Origin of the sequence: Acinetobacter kookii (assembly GCF_900096895.1) — a bacterium.
Classification (GTDB): Bacteria; Pseudomonadota; Gammaproteobacteria; order Pseudomonadales; family Moraxellaceae; genus Acinetobacter; species Acinetobacter kookii.
The window spans coordinates 223,983-241,167 of the sequence record NZ_FMYO01000001.1 but is presented as its reverse complement, the minus strand read 5'-3'; the positions used below and the strand labels follow the sequence as shown (position 1 = coordinate 241,167).

The 17,185-nt window shown below is 42.7% G+C and carries 16 protein-coding genes; 9 read left to right on the top strand and 7 right to left on the bottom strand.

The genetic code is table 11. From position 1 onward, the window contains the following. Positions 1-360 precede the first annotated feature (360 nt). Positions 361-2,967, top strand: coding sequence for an aminopeptidase N (gene pepN, locus BLP85_RS01205; protein WP_092818332.1), 2,607 nt, complete (start codon positions 361-363; stop codon positions 2,965-2,967). 298 nt (positions 2,968-3,265) lie between these two features. After that, positions 3,266-3,481: a hypothetical protein gene (locus BLP85_RS01200; RefSeq protein WP_092818331.1), complete on the top strand. Its 216-nt coding sequence runs from the start codon at positions 3,266-3,268 to the stop codon at positions 3,479-3,481. A gap of 161 nt (positions 3,482-3,642) precedes the next feature. Here BLP85_RS01200 and BLP85_RS01195 read toward each other — a convergent pair whose 3' ends face one another. Together BLP85_RS01195 and BLP85_RS01190 are read right to left on the bottom strand one after the other, a co-directional pair. Continuing rightward, complete coding sequence (locus BLP85_RS01195; RefSeq protein ID WP_092818330.1) at positions 3,643-4,086, bottom strand: universal stress protein; 444 nt, start codon at positions 4,084-4,086, stop codon at positions 3,643-3,645. Between the two features lie 127 nt (positions 4,087-4,213). Continuing rightward, positions 4,214-4,657: a universal stress protein gene (locus tag BLP85_RS01190; protein ID WP_092818329.1), complete on the bottom strand. Its 444-nt coding sequence runs from the start codon at positions 4,655-4,657 to the stop codon at positions 4,214-4,216. 267 nt (positions 4,658-4,924) lie between these two features. On the opposite strand from BLP85_RS01190, the gene BLP85_RS01185 reads away from it, so the two are divergent. Together BLP85_RS01185 and BLP85_RS15170 are read left to right on the top strand one after the other, a co-directional pair. Next, a complete protein-coding gene (locus BLP85_RS01185; protein ID WP_092818328.1) occupies positions 4,925-5,938 on the top strand; it encodes an alpha/beta hydrolase in 1,014 nt (337 codons plus the stop codon). A gap of 110 nt (positions 5,939-6,048) precedes the next feature. Further along, a complete protein-coding gene (locus BLP85_RS15170; RefSeq protein ID WP_409449172.1) occupies positions 6,049-6,324 on the top strand; it encodes a DMT family transporter in 276 nt (91 codons plus the stop codon). On the opposite strand, the gene BLP85_RS01175 is transcribed toward BLP85_RS15170, so the two are convergent. The 4 genes from BLP85_RS01175 to aceR all read right to left on the bottom strand — a co-directional run bounded on the left by BLP85_RS01175 (position 6,305) and on the right by aceR (position 10,315). Further along, the gene (locus tag BLP85_RS01175) at positions 6,305-7,480 is read right to left on the bottom strand and encodes a benzoate/H(+) symporter BenE family transporter (protein ID WP_092818327.1); all 1,176 of its coding nucleotides are present in this window, start codon (positions 7,478-7,480) and stop codon (positions 6,305-6,307) included. The two genes, BLP85_RS15170 and BLP85_RS01175, sit on opposite strands and share 20 nt — an antisense overlap. A 135-nt stretch (positions 7,481-7,615) precedes the next feature. After that, positions 7,616-8,266 (bottom strand): leucine efflux protein LeuE, encoded by a 651-nt coding sequence (gene leuE, locus BLP85_RS01170; protein ID WP_092818326.1) that lies wholly within the window; start codon positions 8,264-8,266, stop codon positions 7,616-7,618. An 80-nt stretch (positions 8,267-8,346) separates the two neighbouring features. Further along, a complete protein-coding gene (tal, locus tag BLP85_RS01165; RefSeq protein ID WP_092818325.1) occupies positions 8,347-9,336 on the bottom strand; it encodes a transaldolase in 990 nt (329 codons plus the stop codon). Positions 9,337-9,424: 88 nt separating this feature from the next. Next, the gene (aceR, locus tag BLP85_RS01160) at positions 9,425-10,315 is read right to left on the bottom strand and encodes an HTH-type transcriptional regulator AceR (RefSeq protein ID WP_092818324.1); all 891 of its coding nucleotides are present in this window, start codon (positions 10,313-10,315) and stop codon (positions 9,425-9,427) included. An 84-nt stretch (positions 10,316-10,399) separates the two neighbouring features. Here aceR and aceI point away from each other — a divergent pair, with 84 nt between their 5' ends. Then, positions 10,400-10,828 carry a chlorhexidine efflux PACE transporter AceI gene (gene aceI, locus BLP85_RS01155; protein ID WP_092818323.1) on the top strand — a complete coding sequence of 143 codons (429 nt, stop codon included), beginning with the start codon at positions 10,400-10,402 and terminating at the stop codon, positions 10,826-10,828. A 218-nt stretch (positions 10,829-11,046) separates the two neighbouring features. After that, complete coding sequence (locus BLP85_RS01150) at positions 11,047-11,574, top strand: hypothetical protein (protein ID WP_092818322.1); 528 nt, start codon at positions 11,047-11,049, stop codon at positions 11,572-11,574. A gap of 93 nt (positions 11,575-11,667) precedes the next feature. On the opposite strand, the gene BLP85_RS01145 is transcribed toward BLP85_RS01150, so the two are convergent. Continuing rightward, entirely contained in the window at positions 11,668-13,185 is a 1,518-nt protein-coding gene (locus BLP85_RS01145) for an acetyl-CoA C-acetyltransferase (RefSeq protein WP_092818321.1), read from the bottom strand. Between the two features lie 240 nt (positions 13,186-13,425). Here BLP85_RS01145 and BLP85_RS01140 point away from each other — a divergent pair, with 240 nt between their 5' ends. The 3 genes from BLP85_RS01140 (at position 13,426) to BLP85_RS01130 (ending at position 17,164) form a co-directional block, all read left to right on the top strand. Next, positions 13,426-14,817: a 3-oxoacyl-ACP reductase gene (locus BLP85_RS01140; RefSeq protein ID WP_092818320.1), complete on the top strand. Its 1,392-nt coding sequence runs from the start codon at positions 13,426-13,428 to the stop codon at positions 14,815-14,817. 140 nt (positions 14,818-14,957) lie between these two features. Continuing rightward, a complete protein-coding gene (locus BLP85_RS01135; RefSeq protein ID WP_092818319.1) occupies positions 14,958-15,812 on the top strand; it encodes a MaoC/PaaZ C-terminal domain-containing protein in 855 nt (284 codons plus the stop codon). 86 nt (positions 15,813-15,898) lie between these two features. Then, positions 15,899-17,164 carry a serine hydrolase domain-containing protein gene (locus BLP85_RS01130; RefSeq protein ID WP_092818318.1) on the top strand — a complete coding sequence of 422 codons (1,266 nt, stop codon included), beginning with the start codon at positions 15,899-15,901 and terminating at the stop codon, positions 17,162-17,164. Positions 17,165-17,185: the final 21 nt, after the last annotated feature.

Here is a 17,185-nt window from a genome sequence, read left to right as displayed (position 1 = left end):
CAAAATGTAGTCATCTTGAAAATGAGTGTCAATTTGGGTTAAGTCTTTTTATCTAATCTGAAAAAGTTAAAGTTATACAAATATATATGCAAAAAGCACTATCTCGACCTTCGAAGGTATAGCTGGAAAGTAAGGGCATACACAATGTTGATGTGTAGCATGTGCTTCATTTATGCACCTTAAGTCATCAATAAGGACATTAATCGTACCAATGTGCGCAATTTGAATTGAAAACTGAAAGGAACATGCCCATATATGACTTAAATCAATGGCACAGACAGATTGCGAAAGTTGTCGTATGATCGAAGCATTTCACAACAACAAAGTCTTGGCTTAAGAACGACAGGATTAGGACATTATATGAATATCGCGGCAAACCCGGTGGTTGAAGCAGACCAAACAGTTTATTTAAAAGACTATCAAAAACCTTCTTTTTTGGTGGATTCAATCAATCTGGATATTCAGGTATATAGCGATCATACCCAGGTCAATGCAAACCTGGTGATGCAGCGCCAGACTGCCGGAGATTTGGTGCTGCTGGGCCGTGATCTGGAATTAAAATCCATTAGCTTAAACGGCAAGCTGCTGACTGCATCGGATTACAGCCTCGATTCAGAACAACTGGTGATTGCCAATGCACCAGATCAAGTCATTCTGGAAACGGAAGTGGTTATTCACCCGGAAAGCAATACCCAGCTGGAAGGTCTGTATCAGGCAGGTGACGACTTGTTTGTAACGCAAAACGAGCCTGAAGGCTTCCGTAAAATTACCTTCTATCCAGACCGTCCGGATGTGCTGTCTGTATTTACCACACGTGTCGAAGCTGATAAAAAATTTCCGGTACTGTTAGCCAACGGTAACCTGATGGAAGCGGGCGAGGCTGGTGAAGGCCGCCACTATACCATCTGGCAGGATCCGACCAAAAAACCAAGTTATTTATTTGCCTGCGTGATTGGTGATTTGGCGGTACTGAAAGATTCCTATGTGACCTCTGAAGGCCGTAACGTTTCGCTGGAAATTTATGCCGAAGAAAAAGATATTCCAAAATGTCACATTGCCATGGAAGCACTGAAACATTCCATGCAATGGGATGAGGAACATTATGGTCGTCCCTATGACCTGGACAATTACATGATTGTGGCAACCAGTGCATTTAACATGGGTGCCATGGAAAATAAAGGTCTGAATATCTTCAATACTTCATGCGTGCTTGCCGATGAGGAATACACGACTGATGCAGCAATTATGCGGGTACAGTCGGTGATTGCGCATGAATATTTCCACAACTGGACCGGTAACCGGATTACTTGCCGTGACTGGTTCCAGCTATGCCTGAAAGAAGGTTTAACCGTATTCCGTGACCAGTCTTTCTCGGAAGATTTACAGTCCGCGGCAGTACAACGTATTGATGACGTTGCTGTACTCAAAGCCCACCAGTTCCCTGAAGATTCCGGTCCGTTATCGCATCCGCCACGTCCAGATCACTTTGTAGAAATTAACAACTTCTATACCGCAACTGTGTACGAAAAAGGTGCGGAAATTAACCGCATGATGTCGACGCTACTTGGCAAGGAAAAATTCCGTCAAGGCACAGACGAATACTTCCGCCGTCATGACGGCCAGGCGGTAACGGTTGAAGACTGGGTGTCTGCATTGACAGTCGGTTCAGGTGTCGATTTATCTGCATTCCTGATCTGGTATAACCAGCCGGGTACACCAAAACTGCAAGCCACAGGCGAGTACGATGCTGCAACTCAAACCTATCGCTTAAGCTTTAAACAAAGTTTAAAAGCGAATGCAAAATATCCAAACCTGAAAGCGGTTCCTATCCCGGTCGCTTTAGCACTGTTTAATGCGGAAACAGGTGAGCAATATACGCTGCAATCTGAAGCGCTGTTTGAAAATGGCGTAAAAGATGGCGTGTATTTATTTGATCAAAATGAGGCAACTATTGAATTTAGCGGCCTAACGGCAAAACCCGTGGTTTCATTGCTGCGTAATTTCTCGGCACCGGTCAATCTTGAATTCAACTATTCAGACGAAGAACTGGCTTTCTTGATGCAATATGAAACCAATGGTTTCAACCAGTGGCAGGCCACTCAAACCCTGCTGGAACGTATTTTGCTGGAAGGTCATGATGCTGGCATTTATATTCAGGCCATGAAAAATACTTTGCCTGAAGTCATTGAGAAAGATCCATTATTGGCTTCACGTTTGCTAGATGTCCCGACTGAAGGCTATTTGGGTAGCCGTATTGATGCCGATTATCATCCTGCCAAAATTCAGGAACAGCGTAATGCTTTGCTGGACACATTGGCACGTGAACTGGGTACATTCTGCAAAGAGACTTATCTGGAGCTAGACCCAGATAATCAACGTGAATTCTCTCAGGCGATGGGTGTACGTGCACTCAGAAATATCATGCTGGGTATGATGGCGCGTCAGGGCGATGCCTATGCCTTTGACCTCGCTTATGAGCAGTATCATACTGGTAACATGTCGGAACGTTTGGGAGCGCTTAAAGTTCTGGTCTGGAATGATGCACCACAAGCCGAGGAAGTCTTGGCAGACTTCTACAGTCGCTTTGAAGATGAAGCCTTGTCGCTAGATCAATGGTTTATGGTTCAGGCAGCGCATCCAAAAGCAAATGCAGAAACCATCAAATACCTGACTTCACATCCGGACTACGATTTGGGCAATCCTAACCGTATTCGTTCGGTCAGTGGCGGCTTAAATGCTAATCCGGTCAATACCTGGAGTTTTGGTGTTCAGCACTACATTGATCTGGCCAAATATCTGGATGAGAAAAACCCGATTGTCGGTTCACGTTTATTACAAGTGCTTTCTCGCTGGTATACCTTGGCTGAACCACAGCGCAGTGAAGTCAAAGCAGCACTTGAGGCCTTAAAACCACAAGTGAAATCGAAAAACGTTTCTGAAACCTTGAACAGTATGTTGAGTATCTAACCGAGCATTGATTGAATCATGAAAAGCCTTTTCTTGGTGCAGACTGGGAAAAGGCTTTTTTGTTGATATTTCAAGCATTGTAAGGGCTGAAAATGCTGCTTATGTTTAGATTGACTTAATTCAATCCTGTCAGAGTAAGACATAATTCATATTGTATAATTACTTCAAAAGTGTCGAATAAATCACTGTTATGGCTTAAAATAGCCAGGTCAAAGCTCATCTTCAGGTGAGCTTTTATCATTTAACAGACTGTGATTGCATTAGCCTGTCATTTTACTAAATAGACTGGAGATTGGTTTTGTTAGTTAAAATTGAAGATGGTTTTTACCTAAATTCTCAGCATATCATTGCAATTCGGGTTTCAAAAAATGCGGCTGACGGAAATTTTGCTGTGCTGATTGAATATACACCGAACAATATTCAGGCAATGGGGAGTTATCAAAAAAACTTTACCAGCAAACTTGAGGCAGAAATTTATCTGCAAAACTTGCATCAGCATATTTCCAAAACATAAATTTTGTTGTGGCTATATTTAATGTTGATTCAAGATCGCTTCTTTGGCAAATATGACCCAGACCGTTCACTCGCTTGAGATCAAGTGCATGGAGGTCAGCAGAAGCCAATGATAGACATGCCTATATAAAAAGTCCCTGATTACAGGGACTTTTTTATGGTTCAGACTTTCATAATCAGTACGGGAATTGGAGACTGGGTCAAGACTTCTTGAGCCACACTTCCCAGCACTAATTTTTTAAATCCGGTACGACCATGTGAGCCCATAATAATCAAATCGGCACCCACTTCATCGGCAACCTGCATAATACCTTCAGCAGGTGATACACCGCGAACGATTTTGGTATCGACTGTAATGCCATCGCGAATGAAAGATTGCTTGATTTCTGCCAGGTTTAACTGTGCATTTTTTTCAGCTTCGATAAAGTAATCGGTAATTGCCGGTGCGACCTTATAAAAATCAACACCAACAAAAGGATCAACAGCAATCACGCTGGTAATGGTGACCTGGCAATTTAAAGGCTTGGCTAAAGCCAGTGCCTGTTCAACAGCTGCATAAGAAATAGGGGATTCATCTACTGGAACCAAAATATGTTTATAAGTCATGAAATTTCCTTATGAATGTAGCTGAATAGATAAAAGTACGAATGATATAGCCAGTTTGGATAATCATGTCATGAAAACAGGAAACCAAAATGAGCCCTGGATTTTTAAGGGCTCATTTTTTTTAAACTTATTCTTTTACCACTAAAACAGGAAGCTTGGTGGTTTTTAAAACATCCTGAGCAAAGCTGCCCATGAGGAATTTTTGAAAACCTTTACGCCCATGAGAACCCATCACAATCAGGTCGGTTTTCAATTTTTCAGCCGTTTCAAGAATGCCTTCTTCCGAGATGTTGCCTTTAATGATTTGAGGGGTTGCAATCACGCCATACTCAGCGGCAATCGCTTTGGCTTTTTCCAATGCTTTTTCGGCATTGGCATAAGCCTGAACAAAATATTCTTTCATGATAGGAGATGGATAATAGAAATCTGCTTCAGAAAATGGGTCTTCAGTAACCAGGCTGATCAGTGTTAATTGACTGGAAAACGCTTTGGCAATTTGAGCTGCATTTTTAACCGCAGAGAAAGAAATCTCAGAACCATCAACAGGAACTAAAATATTTTGATAAGACATAAGAATGATTCCTTAGAGTTTATTATGTAGCTATTATTTATAGATAGCATATTGTGTCGGATTGATCAATTTACTCTGTGAAAAATGTTTTAAAATTCATTAAATTATATAAAAATCATAAATATAAGTGTGTTCTGCTTTGCATTTAAAACCGACTCAAAAACTCGATATTAAAACCAGTATTTTCAAATGTTTAAACAATCTTTAAAATGCTTGAAAATATAATGATTCCTTTTAGATTCTGAGGGGAAGTTGATAGGGCAAACTGTGTATTCCAAATCCTTTAGTCTAAGTTTATGTTTCATTGCTGCACTCTCCAGTAGTGCTTGCCAGAATATACAAAGCAATAGCAAGGTCATTGCCAGTGTGTTTAATGCATCGACCAATGTGCAAAAAAAGTTTATTGACCGGCATGCTCCTGAAGTGTTGGTGCAAACCAACATTGTCTATCTGCAAAATCCGGCACTGCATCTGGATATTTACCAACCGCATGATATTGCAGCGTTGGGAATTCGGCCTACCGTGGTGTGGATTCATGGCGGTGGTTGGATTTCAGGCTCTAAAGAACATGCTCGAGGCTACTTTAAACGATTGGCTGACCAAGGTTATAACGTGGTTTCAGTCGAATACCAATTTGCGCCGCAAATGATTTATCCTGAGCAGCTCTTGCAAATTAATCAGGCATTAAAATTTATTAGCGAGCATGCCAAGATTTACCATATTGATGCCCGGCGCATGTATTTGGCGGGCGATTCGGCAGGCGCCAATTTAGCCAGCCATTATGCCGCTTTAATCAGTAATCCAGATTTTTCCCGGCAGTCTGCCATTACACCGTTTATTCAACGGGAGCAAATTAAAGGCTTGATCCTGCATTGTGGTATTTATGATCTGAATGCCTTCATTAATACTGCTCCGGATAAAGTGAAACTCATCGAATGGGGCATCGTTAATCTGGTCCAGGCTTATACGGGCAATAAAAAGGATGATGCGGATTTTTTAAAAAGTATTTCTCCCATTCAATATTTAACCGTGAATTATCCTCCGGTATTCATTAGTGGAGGAAATAAAGACTTTTTGACCCAGACCCAGTCGGTACCTTTTGTAAATGCTTTGCTTCGCCAGAAAATACCGGTAACCGAGGTTTTTTATCCGGAATCTAAAGAGTTTCTAGTGCATGAGTATCAGTTTATGATGGGTAAAAAGGCCAGTCAGCAGACCTTTCAGCAAACAATCCAGTTTATACAAAAATATAGTGCTTCTGCTTTATTGTCTAATTTCTAGATCATTCAATATTTCAAAGACTGGAAAAGACTTAATCTAGGTAAGATAGCCTTATAAAGACAGATTGAGGAAGAGATGAGATGAATGCTATTTTATAGGCTTATATCTTATTGGGTTTGGCTATTCCTTCAGAAGTAACCGGTGCAACTTTTCTGGTCCAGCCCGAAGGCTTTGGCAAACTGGGACCGGATCTGCTGGTATTTGTGTTTGATGTCATTTCATTCTATTTATTATTGCAAGTACTTAAAACCATTCCTTTAGGAATTGCCTATGCCATCAGGCATAGCTTAAGAAGAAATATTAAAAAAATCAATATCCTGCATAACCCTGTACTGGATTATGAATGGTCCAGAAGATGTTTATTTTTCAGGATTTGGCGACTTTAAACTTGAATATGATGGATACGGCAATACCAAAAATTAACCCCCAGAATGCTGAACTTATACCAAAAAACTGGATTCCAGAAGCGCTGAATAAAAAAGTTAATAATGCAGCTTCGCGTTCAGCAGGCTGATGAAAAGCAAGTGCAATGTTGTGTCCAATGGTCCCGAATAAAGCAATACCTGCTAGTGCGGTGATAAACACGCTAGGGAATGACATTAAAAGACTGGTCAGCGTTGCCGCAAACAAACCCATCAGGATATAAAAAAAGCCGCAGCTTATTCCGGCAATGTAGCGCTTTTTCGTGTCGGGGTGTGCCTGATCATCCAGGCTGATTGCAGCACTGATTGCGGCAATATTTACGGAAAAACATCCGAACGGTGCCAAAACACTTTGCGCCGTACCTGTCCAGCCAATCAGCTGGTTGATATTTGGTTCATAGCCATAACTCTTGATCATGGCCAGACCCGGTAAATATTGGGATGCCATATTAATGACGAATAAAGGCAGCGCTAAACCCAAAGTGGCCGACCAGCTAAATTCAGGCGTTGTCCATACCGGCTGGGCTAAACTAAATTGAATGTTTGCTGGATGGAACTGCATGAATATGGGGCACAGCAGCAGTCCGGCAATCACCGTAATGACGATGCTATAACGCGGTGACAGGCGTTTAGACAGAATATAGACGGTTAATAATGAAAGGATGAATCCCCAATCATTTTGCATGCTGGCAAAAAGCGCAATGCCGAATTTGAGCAGTACCCCCGCTAACATGGCACTGGTTAAGCTCTGGGGAATATAGGATAACACGCGCTGAAAAATACCAGAAAAACCTAATATGGCACTGAGCAAACCGCAAACCAGAAATGCACCGATGGCTTCCTGCAAGCTATAACCACTGCCGGTGGCTAAAATAAGCGCCAGTCCAGCAGTAGACCATGAGGTGGCAACCGGATATTTAAATTTCCAGGAGAGAATCAAACCTGACAGCCCAATTCCTAAGCCCAATGCCCAGAACCAAGATGTGATTTGTTCAGTAGATGCGCCCAGTAATTGGGCCGATTGAATCACCAATACCGATGAAACACTGATCCCAACCAGAAAAGTAATAAAACCTGCAAATACCGCAGGGACGGAAAAGTCTTCTAGAAATTTTTGCATAAATCCTTTGCTGTGATCATCTTATAATGATGAAAAGTGTACTAATCATACGCCTTTCATTTTTAGCCGAAAAGCCATCATCGCCATAATTTATATGCTGTTGATAAGTTTAATTTGCTTTGATGCGCCTAAAAATTACAAGGTTGAGGTGGCAAGCTTAATACCAAAACCACAAAATAACAGCCCCACAGCTGCTACACATGAGGCTGTCACTTTATAACGGGAAGTAAAATAAGACGCCAGTTTTACACCAGAAAAAATCAGAATGGTTAAATAGCTCATGCTAATGATCTGCAAGATCACTGCTAGTGCAGTAAAGGTAACTGCCGGATAAGCATAAGCCGGATCGACAAACTGCACAAAAAAAGACAAATAAAAGAGAATGGCTTTGGGGTTTAAAATACTGATGGTCAGCGCAGTTTTAAAGGGTTGCAGCTGTTCAATATTTTCTTTTACTGTTGCTATCTGGGCATTTGAAGGCAGTGCATTCCAGCTGTGATATGCAGCAATCAGTAATTTTATGCCTAAATAACTTAAATAAATTGCACCAATAATCTTCAGTAAGGTAAATACCCAGGGGAAAGCATGTAGTAATGAGGCTGCACCCAATGCCGTCAGTAGAATTAAAATCAGGTCGCCGGTATAGACACCGAAAGCACTTTTATAGCCGGCTTTTATTCCGAAACGCGAAGCGATGGACATCACATACAGTGAATTTGGGCCGGGTAGCAATACAATTAGGGTGGTGCCAATAATATAGGTGCTAAGATCGGTTATGCCGAACAAAATAAACTCTCAAATCATAAAAAAAGCCGACCTGTTCACTATAACAAAATCGGCTTTTTTTAGGGGAAGATATGAGTCAATTAAGCTTTAATTTCAGCATCCAGGCCAAAAGACTGGCGCAATAAAGTACTTAACTGCTCACGTGCCTTAATAAATCCGTCAATGCCGCTTTGTAAGAGTTGTGAAGACATTAAGTCTTTTTCAATCTGGGCTTTAAAACTTTCTTTGCTTAAAGGCTCAACCTGATGCTGGCAATGCGCCTGAGCATGATCGCTGGAAAGCTGGGCCACCACTTCACGCTGATCCTGTTCCAGTTCTGCCAAAAGGTTTGGAGAAACAGTGAGCAGGTCACAACCCGCCAATCCCAGTACCTGATCGATACTGCGGAAACTTGCACCCATCACTTCTGTTTGAATGCAATGCTGTTTATAAAAATGGTAAATCTGTTTGACTGAAAGTACACCCGGGTCTTTCTCAATCGGATAATGATCGACATTTTCTGCTTTTTTGTACCAGTCCAGAATACGGCCAACAAAAGGGGAAATAAGGGTGACGTTGGCATCCGCACAGGCTTGGGCCTGATGCAAGCCGAATAACAGCGTCAAGTTGCAATGAATTCCTTCAGCCTCGAGGGCTTTTGCTGCCTGAATGCCTTCCCAGGTAGAAGCAATTTTAATCAGGATACGGTTCTGATCGATACCGTAGGTTTTATATAATTCCAGCAGCTCTTTGGCTTTGGCAATGGTGGCTTCAGTATCGTAAGACAGGGCTGCATCCACTTCAGTAGAAACACGTCCTTGAATCAGTTTTAGAATTTCCACACCAAACTTGACCGTCAGGATATCGATGGTACGCTCGACCAGAAGATCGCCGTTATAACCTTCAGATTTCGCCTGTTCATAGGCAGCTTCAATCAGTTCCTTATTTTCGGGCTGATTTGCCGCAGCTGTAATCAGCGAAGGATTGGTGGTTGCATCAAGCGGGCGAAATTTTTCGATCGCGGAAAAATCGCTACTGTCGGCAACAATGGTGGTGAGGTTTTTTAATTGATCTAAAGCTGATTGAGTCATTGTCGTGTGGTTCTTAAAGTTATTTCCCGTTTATTTGTTATATCACAATCTACTGTTATCCAAAGTAAAAAGCGCGTATAAGGCCTGTCTATTTTATGTTTTTTCTTGAATTTCGGATGTGATTAATCAAAAAATGAGCAGCTGCGCCGAGCTGGATTTCGCGACTCCAGACCAGGTCGACAAAATATTCAAATTTCGGAGTGAAATCCAGAAAATTAAGAATTTTAAGTTGCTGTTGAATATGTGGATTTTGATTTAACATTTCTAAAGGTAAAACACCCCATCCCAGACCTTGCTGAATCATGGCACAAGCAGATAAATGGTTATCTGTACGCCAGTAGCTTTTTGAAAATAACAGTTCCGGTTTGATGCTGCGGTCGCGACTTGCCACCACAATTTGCCGGCTTTGCAAAATTTGCTCATAGCTCAGCTGTTCAAATCTGGCTAATGGAGAGTTGATCGCTGCAACAGGCACCAAGGCCTCACGTTTGAGTTCGACAAACTGTTCACGCGCTTCCAGCTGTTCACGTTCAAACATGAGTGCCAATTGCGCAGTCTGGTTGAGCAGCATTTTTAATGCATCTTCCTGTGGCGCGGAAAAAATGTTGATTTGCAGTTCAGGAAACTGTTTTTCCAGCAGTGAAATATAGTCAATCCATTGTGTATGCAGCAGTTCAGAAACCACCACAATATTTAAGGCAGATTCCAGACCTTGACTCAGGGCAAAAGCCTGCTGTTTCCACTGGTTAATTTCAATCAAGAGTTGTTCGGTTTTTTCATATAAGGTCAGGGCTTGGGGTGTGGGAACTGGCTCACGACCAATACGTGTAAAAAGCAATAAATTGAGGTCAATTTCCAGATTGGCAATCGACATGCTGACCGCCGAAGGAACTTTGCCGAGCTTTCTGGCCGCGGCAGAAAATGAGCCGCTTTCAATCACGGTCTTAAAAATGATCAGCTGTTCCTGATTAATATTCATTTATCAAAACTTTTGAAAGAATCTAATTCGATTGATCAATATTATCAAAATAAAATGCTTTCATCTAAATGAACGAGTTTTAAAATGTTGATGTCCAAAAGAAGGATAATTCATGCACTGAGTTATGAAATGATCCTGCTGGTGATCATTGCGATTGCGTTGAGCTTTATTTTTGATATGCCTATGGAAGTGACCGGTACGCTAGGCATTGCAATGGCCGTGACTTCAGTGATTTGGAATATGGTTTTTAATCATTTTTTTGAAAAGTTTGAAGCCAAACGTCAACTGAAAAGAACAGCCGGGGTGCGTATTCTACATGCCATTGGTTTTGAAGGTGGCTTGATGCTGGCGACCATTCCCATGGTGGCGTATGCCTTGGACATGTCAATTTGGCAGGCAATTTTGACTGACCTCAGCATGACCTTGTGCATTTTGATATACACTTTTATTTTCCAATGGTGTTATGACGCTATAGAAAATCATTTAGAGATAAATCGTACCTATCAAGCATGAGTTAAAAATCAATTAATATTTTGATTTCTTTTTTAAGAAAAGATTTTTATCTTTCAACGTACATTCCTTAACCTAAAACTGACAGTTTACTGCAATTACTACGGCTTGATCTCCTTTATATTAAAATCTGCACTGCTTTAATGTGTGAAAAGTGCATAATTTTTTTACCCGCTGTTTTAAACCTGATTTTAAAAGCATGATAAAAGGATAAGACCAATATGAATGATAATTTTGATCGTGACGTTGTAAAAAACCTTCCTAAAGATGCTCGAGATGATTTAAATGCAGATCCAATTACAGGTGAACCTGGCGCACATCCGGTCGGAACAGGTGTAGGGGCAGTAGGTGGTGCCACAGCAGGGGCAGCAGTTGGAGCAATCGGCGGTCCAGTTGGAGCCTTGGTGGGTGGTGCAGTAGGTGCTGTAGTCGGTGGTTTGGCAGGTAAAGGTGCTGCTGAGGCAGTAAACCCGACAGAAGAAGAAGCCTATTGGCGAGAAACTGCACCTAGCACACCGTATTATGCAGAAACACTTAGCACCTATTCAGACCTTGACTATGAGCGCGATTATCAAAATGCCTATAGAATTGGTTATGAAAACCGCTCTCACTATGAGGCAAGCACACGTTTTGAAGATGTAGAAAGTGATCTAAAAATTAAATGGGATCATGAGAAAGGATTGTCGCGTTTAACCTGGAGTGAGGCGAGAATTGCAGTTAAAGAAGCTTGGGATCGTGCTACGCGATAAAATTTAAAGTTTCATCAACCAAAAAAAATTAAAGAACCCTCAGAAGTTAAACTTTTCTGAGGGTTCTTTGACTACAAAGTGAAAGCAGCCAGATTATTTTTCAATAATCGCTGTCACACCTTGACCACCCGCAGCACAGATCGATACAAGCACACGGCCTGAACCTTTCTGGTTAAGCAGTTTGGCAGCAGTTGCAATGATACGGCCGCCAGTAGCTGCAAATGGGTGACCCGCTGCAAGTGATGAACCTTTAACATTTAATTTAGAACGGTCAATTGAACCCAGTGGAGCATCCAAGCCTAAACGTTCTTTACAGAATTTAGGATCTTCCCAGGCTTTCAATGTAGAAAGCACCTGTGATGCGAATGCTTCATGAATTTCATAGTAGTCGAAATCTTGAAGTTTAAGGCCAGCACGTTCAAGCATACGCGGAACCGCATAAGCAGGAGCCATCAACAAGCCTTCTTTTTTCTCTACAAAATCTACTGCTGCAGTTTCCTGGAAAGTCAGGTAAGCGAGAACTTCGTGACCATTGGCTTTAGCCCATTCTTCAGAAGCCAAGAGTACACATGATGCACCATCAGTGAGTGGAGTAGAGTTACCCGCAGTCATGGTACGTGCATCGCCTTTACCAAATGCCGGTTTAAGTTTTGCAAGTTTTTCTACAGATGAATCAGCACGTAAGTTGTTGTCACGTTCTAAACCGAGGAATGGCGTGATCAGGTCATCGAAGAAACCTTCTTCGTACGCAGCTGCCATTTTTTGATGTGACGATGCAGCCAGTTCATCTTGGGCTTCGCGTGAAATGCCCCATTCAAGTGTGGTAATCGCCTGGTGGTCGCCCATAGACAGACCGGTACGCGGCTCACCATTTTTAGGGGCATCCATCAAGTCTTTCACATTGATTTTGGTTAACGCTTTTAAACGGTCTTTCGCAGTTTTTGCGATGTTAAGCTCCAGTAACGCTTTACGTAAACCGTCACCTAAAGCGATTGGCGCATCAGAAGTCGTATCTACACCACCGGCAATACCCACTTCAATTTGACCCAGCGCAATTTTGTTGGCCACCAGGAACGCAGCCTGTAAACCCGTACCACATGCTTGCTGAATATCGTAAGCAGGTGTTTCTGGAGCAAGTTCAGTATTTAACACGCACTCACGGGTCATGTTAAAGTCACGGCTGTGTTTTAAAACCGCACCGGCAACGACTTCACCTAAACGTTGACCCTGTAAATTGAAACGCTCAATCAGACCATTTAATGCTGCAGTAAACATGTCGCTGTTAGAAGCAGTAAAATAAGCGCCGTTTGAACGGGCGAAAGGAATACGGTTACCACCGATAATAGCAACGCGGCGAACTGTGTTTTGGCTCATGGTTTTATCCTGTTGAACAGACGTTTGAGGTGTAGATTCAGGTGTTGTTTTCGTTGAAGCTGTAGTTTTACTACGTGCAGATGTGGAACGGGTACGGGTCGTTTTAGTCGTATTGTTTGCTGGCTTGGCTGCAGTGCCAGAAGTTTTAGCTGTACGCGCAGTACTTTTTGATGGTTTTGACACAGTTTCCATAGCAGAATTTTCGACTGCCGGATTTTCTTGAGTTGTTTTGCTCATCAGGCTTTTCCAAGCATTTTACAGTATTCTTGCCCCGTACATTAACACAATCTAAAAACAGCTGAATTGACTAAAATGACATTCGGCAAAGCATTCAGGTCAAGTCATCCATGATTTAACTCAAGTATGATTCTATGGAAACTGATGGATGTATTGAAATATAAGTGCCTGACATCATATTGAAGTTAAAAGGATATGTTCAAAACCATCAAAAATTAATTTGTAAGAGAGATAATAAACATGACTGACCAATACCAAACCTTTGCAAAATCTCCTATTGGTAAATTTGTCATCAAAAATTTAGGTTTGCCATCGCCAACTTCATTAGAGCGTTTTGAATCCGCTACACCTGTAGTGAAAGGTGCGGTGTTATTTGGTGCTGCATCTTCAAGTACATTGTCGGGTGCAATTGCACAGGTTTTGGCCAATATTCATGCCAATGGCTATGCCGGTAATAATGCAGAACTGCAACAGGCTGCTGCAAAAGTGGGCTTAAACCTGAGTGCCTTCAACGAAGGCGATAAAGAGTCTAAATTTAAAGCAGTTATTTTTGATGCCTCAGGGATTCAAAACTCAGAACAGCTGAAAGAACTTTATAAATTCTTTAACCCGATTGCGCGCCAGATTCAGTCTTCAGGCCGTGTCGTCGTTGTAGGGATTAGCCCTGAAACTGCAAAAACGGTAAAACAGGCGATTGCCCAACGTGCGCTTGAAGGTTTTGTAAAATCTGTAGGTAAAGAATTCAAGAAAGGGATTGCAGCACAATTGGTTTATGTCGATGAAGGTGCAGAAGCAAACCTTGAATCTACATTACGTTTCGCACTTTCTCCACGTTCTGCTTATGTGTCTGGTCAAGTCATTCGTGTTTCCAAGGCAGAGGTTGTCGATGTAGACTGGGCCAAACCGCTGGCGGGTAAAACTGCTGTAGTCACCGGTGCCAGCCGTGGTATTGGTGAAGCGATTGCCCATGTACTGTCACGTGATGGCGCACATGTCATTTGCCTGGACGTTCCACAACAGCAGGCGGATCTGGACCGTGTTGCCGGTGAAATTGGCGGTTCTACGCTTGCGATTGATATCACTGCTGCGGATGCGGGTGAAAAAATCAAGGCTGCTGCAGCGGCGCAGGGCGGTCTGGATATTATCGTGCACAACGCCGGAATTACCCGTGACAAAACTTTGGCCAATATGAAGCCTGAGCTTTGGGATCTGGTGATCAACATTAACCTGTCTGCAATAGAACGAGTAAATGATTACTTGCTGGAAAATGATGGCTTCAATGCGAATGGCCGCATTGTGTGTGTGTCTTCAATTTCAGGTATTGCAGGCAATTTGGGGCAAACCAACTATGCGGCGTCTAAAGCAGGCGTGATTGGTGTAGTGAAATTCACGGCACCGATTTTGAAAAATGGCGTGACCATTAATGCGGTGGCACCGGGCTTCATTGAAACTCAAATGACCGCAGCGATTCCATTTGCAATTCGTGAAGCAGGCCGCCGTATGAATTCAATGAGTCAAGGTGGTTTACCTGTCGATGTTGCTGAAACGATTGCATTATTTGCATCTTCAGCGTCTACAGGTTTAAATGGCAACGTGGTTCGTGTGTGTGGTCAAAGCTTGCTAGGGGCTTAACACATTAAAGTCCTCTCCCTTGGGGAGAGGATTTAGGAGAGGGAGATAAGGGGATATATTATTAACCCTCTCTCTAGCTCTCTCCCAGAGGGAGAGAGAACTCCATTAAATAAATTAGAAAAACTTCTCAAAGGTTCTGTATGAATACTCGCCATTTTAGCCAACTTCCAAAACCTTATTTAGCCTATCCTAAAGTGATTCAAGGCTTGATTTTTAAAAAGCCTAAAGGTGAAAAAGTGCTGCCGCAAGTGGAATATGTGGTGGATTCATTCAAGGTTGATCAAAAGCATCTTAAAGCTTATAACGAAGTCTGTGGCTTCAAGAATAATGGTTATATTCCTGCCATTTATCTGGCGGTGCTATCGCAAAGCCTGCAAATGCATATGATGACGACGGAAGCTTTCCCGTTTGCAATTTTAGGTCTGGTACATATTCGTAACCAGATTAAACAAAGCCGCAAAGTGGGGACCAATGAGCCATTAACCTTGTCCTGCAAGTTTGGTGAGTTGCAACCGCATGACAAGGGCGTGCAATTTGATTTCATTACCACGGCGAAAGTGGGCAATGAAGTGGTAATGGAAGGGACAACTACCTATTTGGCCCGTCAAAAAACCAGTGTCAAGGCTGCGCCTAAACTGGTCGACAATAAAACGCCAGCCTATGAATTGAATGCAGAATGGAATGTCTCTGAAAATATCGGGCGTCGTTATGCTTTAACGTCTGGTGACTTTAACCTGATTCATATCCATGCCATCACGGCAAAAGCCTTCGGTTTTAAACAGGCGATTGCCCATGGGATGTGGAGCAAGGCGAAAGCATTAGCCAGCTTAACTTTGCCAGATGCTTATGACGCTGACGTGTGGTTTAAACTGCCGATGTATCTCCCTTCAAAAGTGGAGTTCTTGACTGCTCAGGAAGGAAAGGATACCGAGTTTGTCATCCGGAACAGTAAAAATAAAAAGCCACATGTTACGGGAAGTGTGAAAGAACTTTAAGACCAAAGCCTAAGTCACTGTAGATTTAGGCTTTTTTGTTTTAAGCTCGATAGAATGTCTTACTGGTCTATGGAAAGCACAGTTGAATGAAAGAAATCAAAGCATATCTCTTCGCCAATACAGCAAATTATCAAGGTCATGTCGATGAACGATTTATGGACCTTGCTACACAATTCAGCCGGATGCAGGATGCGCGGACGAATTTAGGTGGCGCTGCTCTGGTGGTTTATTTTCAGGGACGCAAGGTTGTTGATATCTGGACCGGGAAAAAGTCTGAAACCGAAAGCTGGCAAGCGGATACCTTGTCGCTCTGCTATTCCACCGGTAAAGGGGTTTTATCTACCTTGGCGCATATTTTGGTCAGTGAAGGTTTTCTTGACTATGACATTCCAGTAGCACGGTACTGGCCTGAATTTGCCCAACAGGGTAAAGATAAAATTAGCTTAAGGCATATGCTGAGTCACCAAAGCGGTTTATATGATATTCGCCATCTTGTTGCTGATGCTTCGGAAATGGCGGATTGGCCGCACATGCTGGACGTCTTGGCCCAGGCCAAACCCCGTTTTGAAGTCGCGACAGATGCAGCATATCAGCCCTTAACCTTTGGTTGGCAAGTGGGCGGGGTATTGGAAAAAGCTACAGGGAAGACATTGGCAGAACTGATGCAACACTATCTGATTGATCCATTGCAATTAGATGCTGCCTATTTTGGCGTGCCGAAGGAAAAACTGGCTGACGTTGCCCGGATTGTGCCTCAGCAAAAAAATTCAACAGATAAACCGCAAAAGGCCAAGGCTAAAGTCAAACCTCAACAGGCACGCAAAGCATCTCCCTTGGATAAACTGTTAGAACTTTCCGGCCAAAACCCTCAAGACTTTCAGGATGCGATGATTCCCAAAGGGATGAAAAATTTCAGCTTCTTTAGTGATGCAGGACTACAGGCCATCATTCCTGCGGCAACAGGGGTGTTTAGTGCCAATAGCCTGGCGCGAATTTATGCCATGCTTGCCAATGCTGGGGAGTGGCAAGGGCAGCAGTTGATTCGCCCTGAAATCTTTAAGCAATTAAGTCAAATTCAATATACCCGACGTGACCGCATCATGCCGTTACCGATGCATTGGCGTTTGGGTTATCACCGGATTTTAACTTTAGGAAAATCATCTTCAGGATTTGGGCATATGGGCTTTAATGGCTCTGGCGCATGGTGTGACCCTGAGCGTAGTTTAAGTTTCGCTTATACCCATAATTTTTCCACAGCTTCCATCACAGGTGATTATCGGCTGTGGGGCTTGACCCAAGAGACGCTACGCTGCACGGATCGGGTCTTGGCGGGTCGTAAGGGCTGGTTTTAATTTGCAACATGTTGTTAAGGA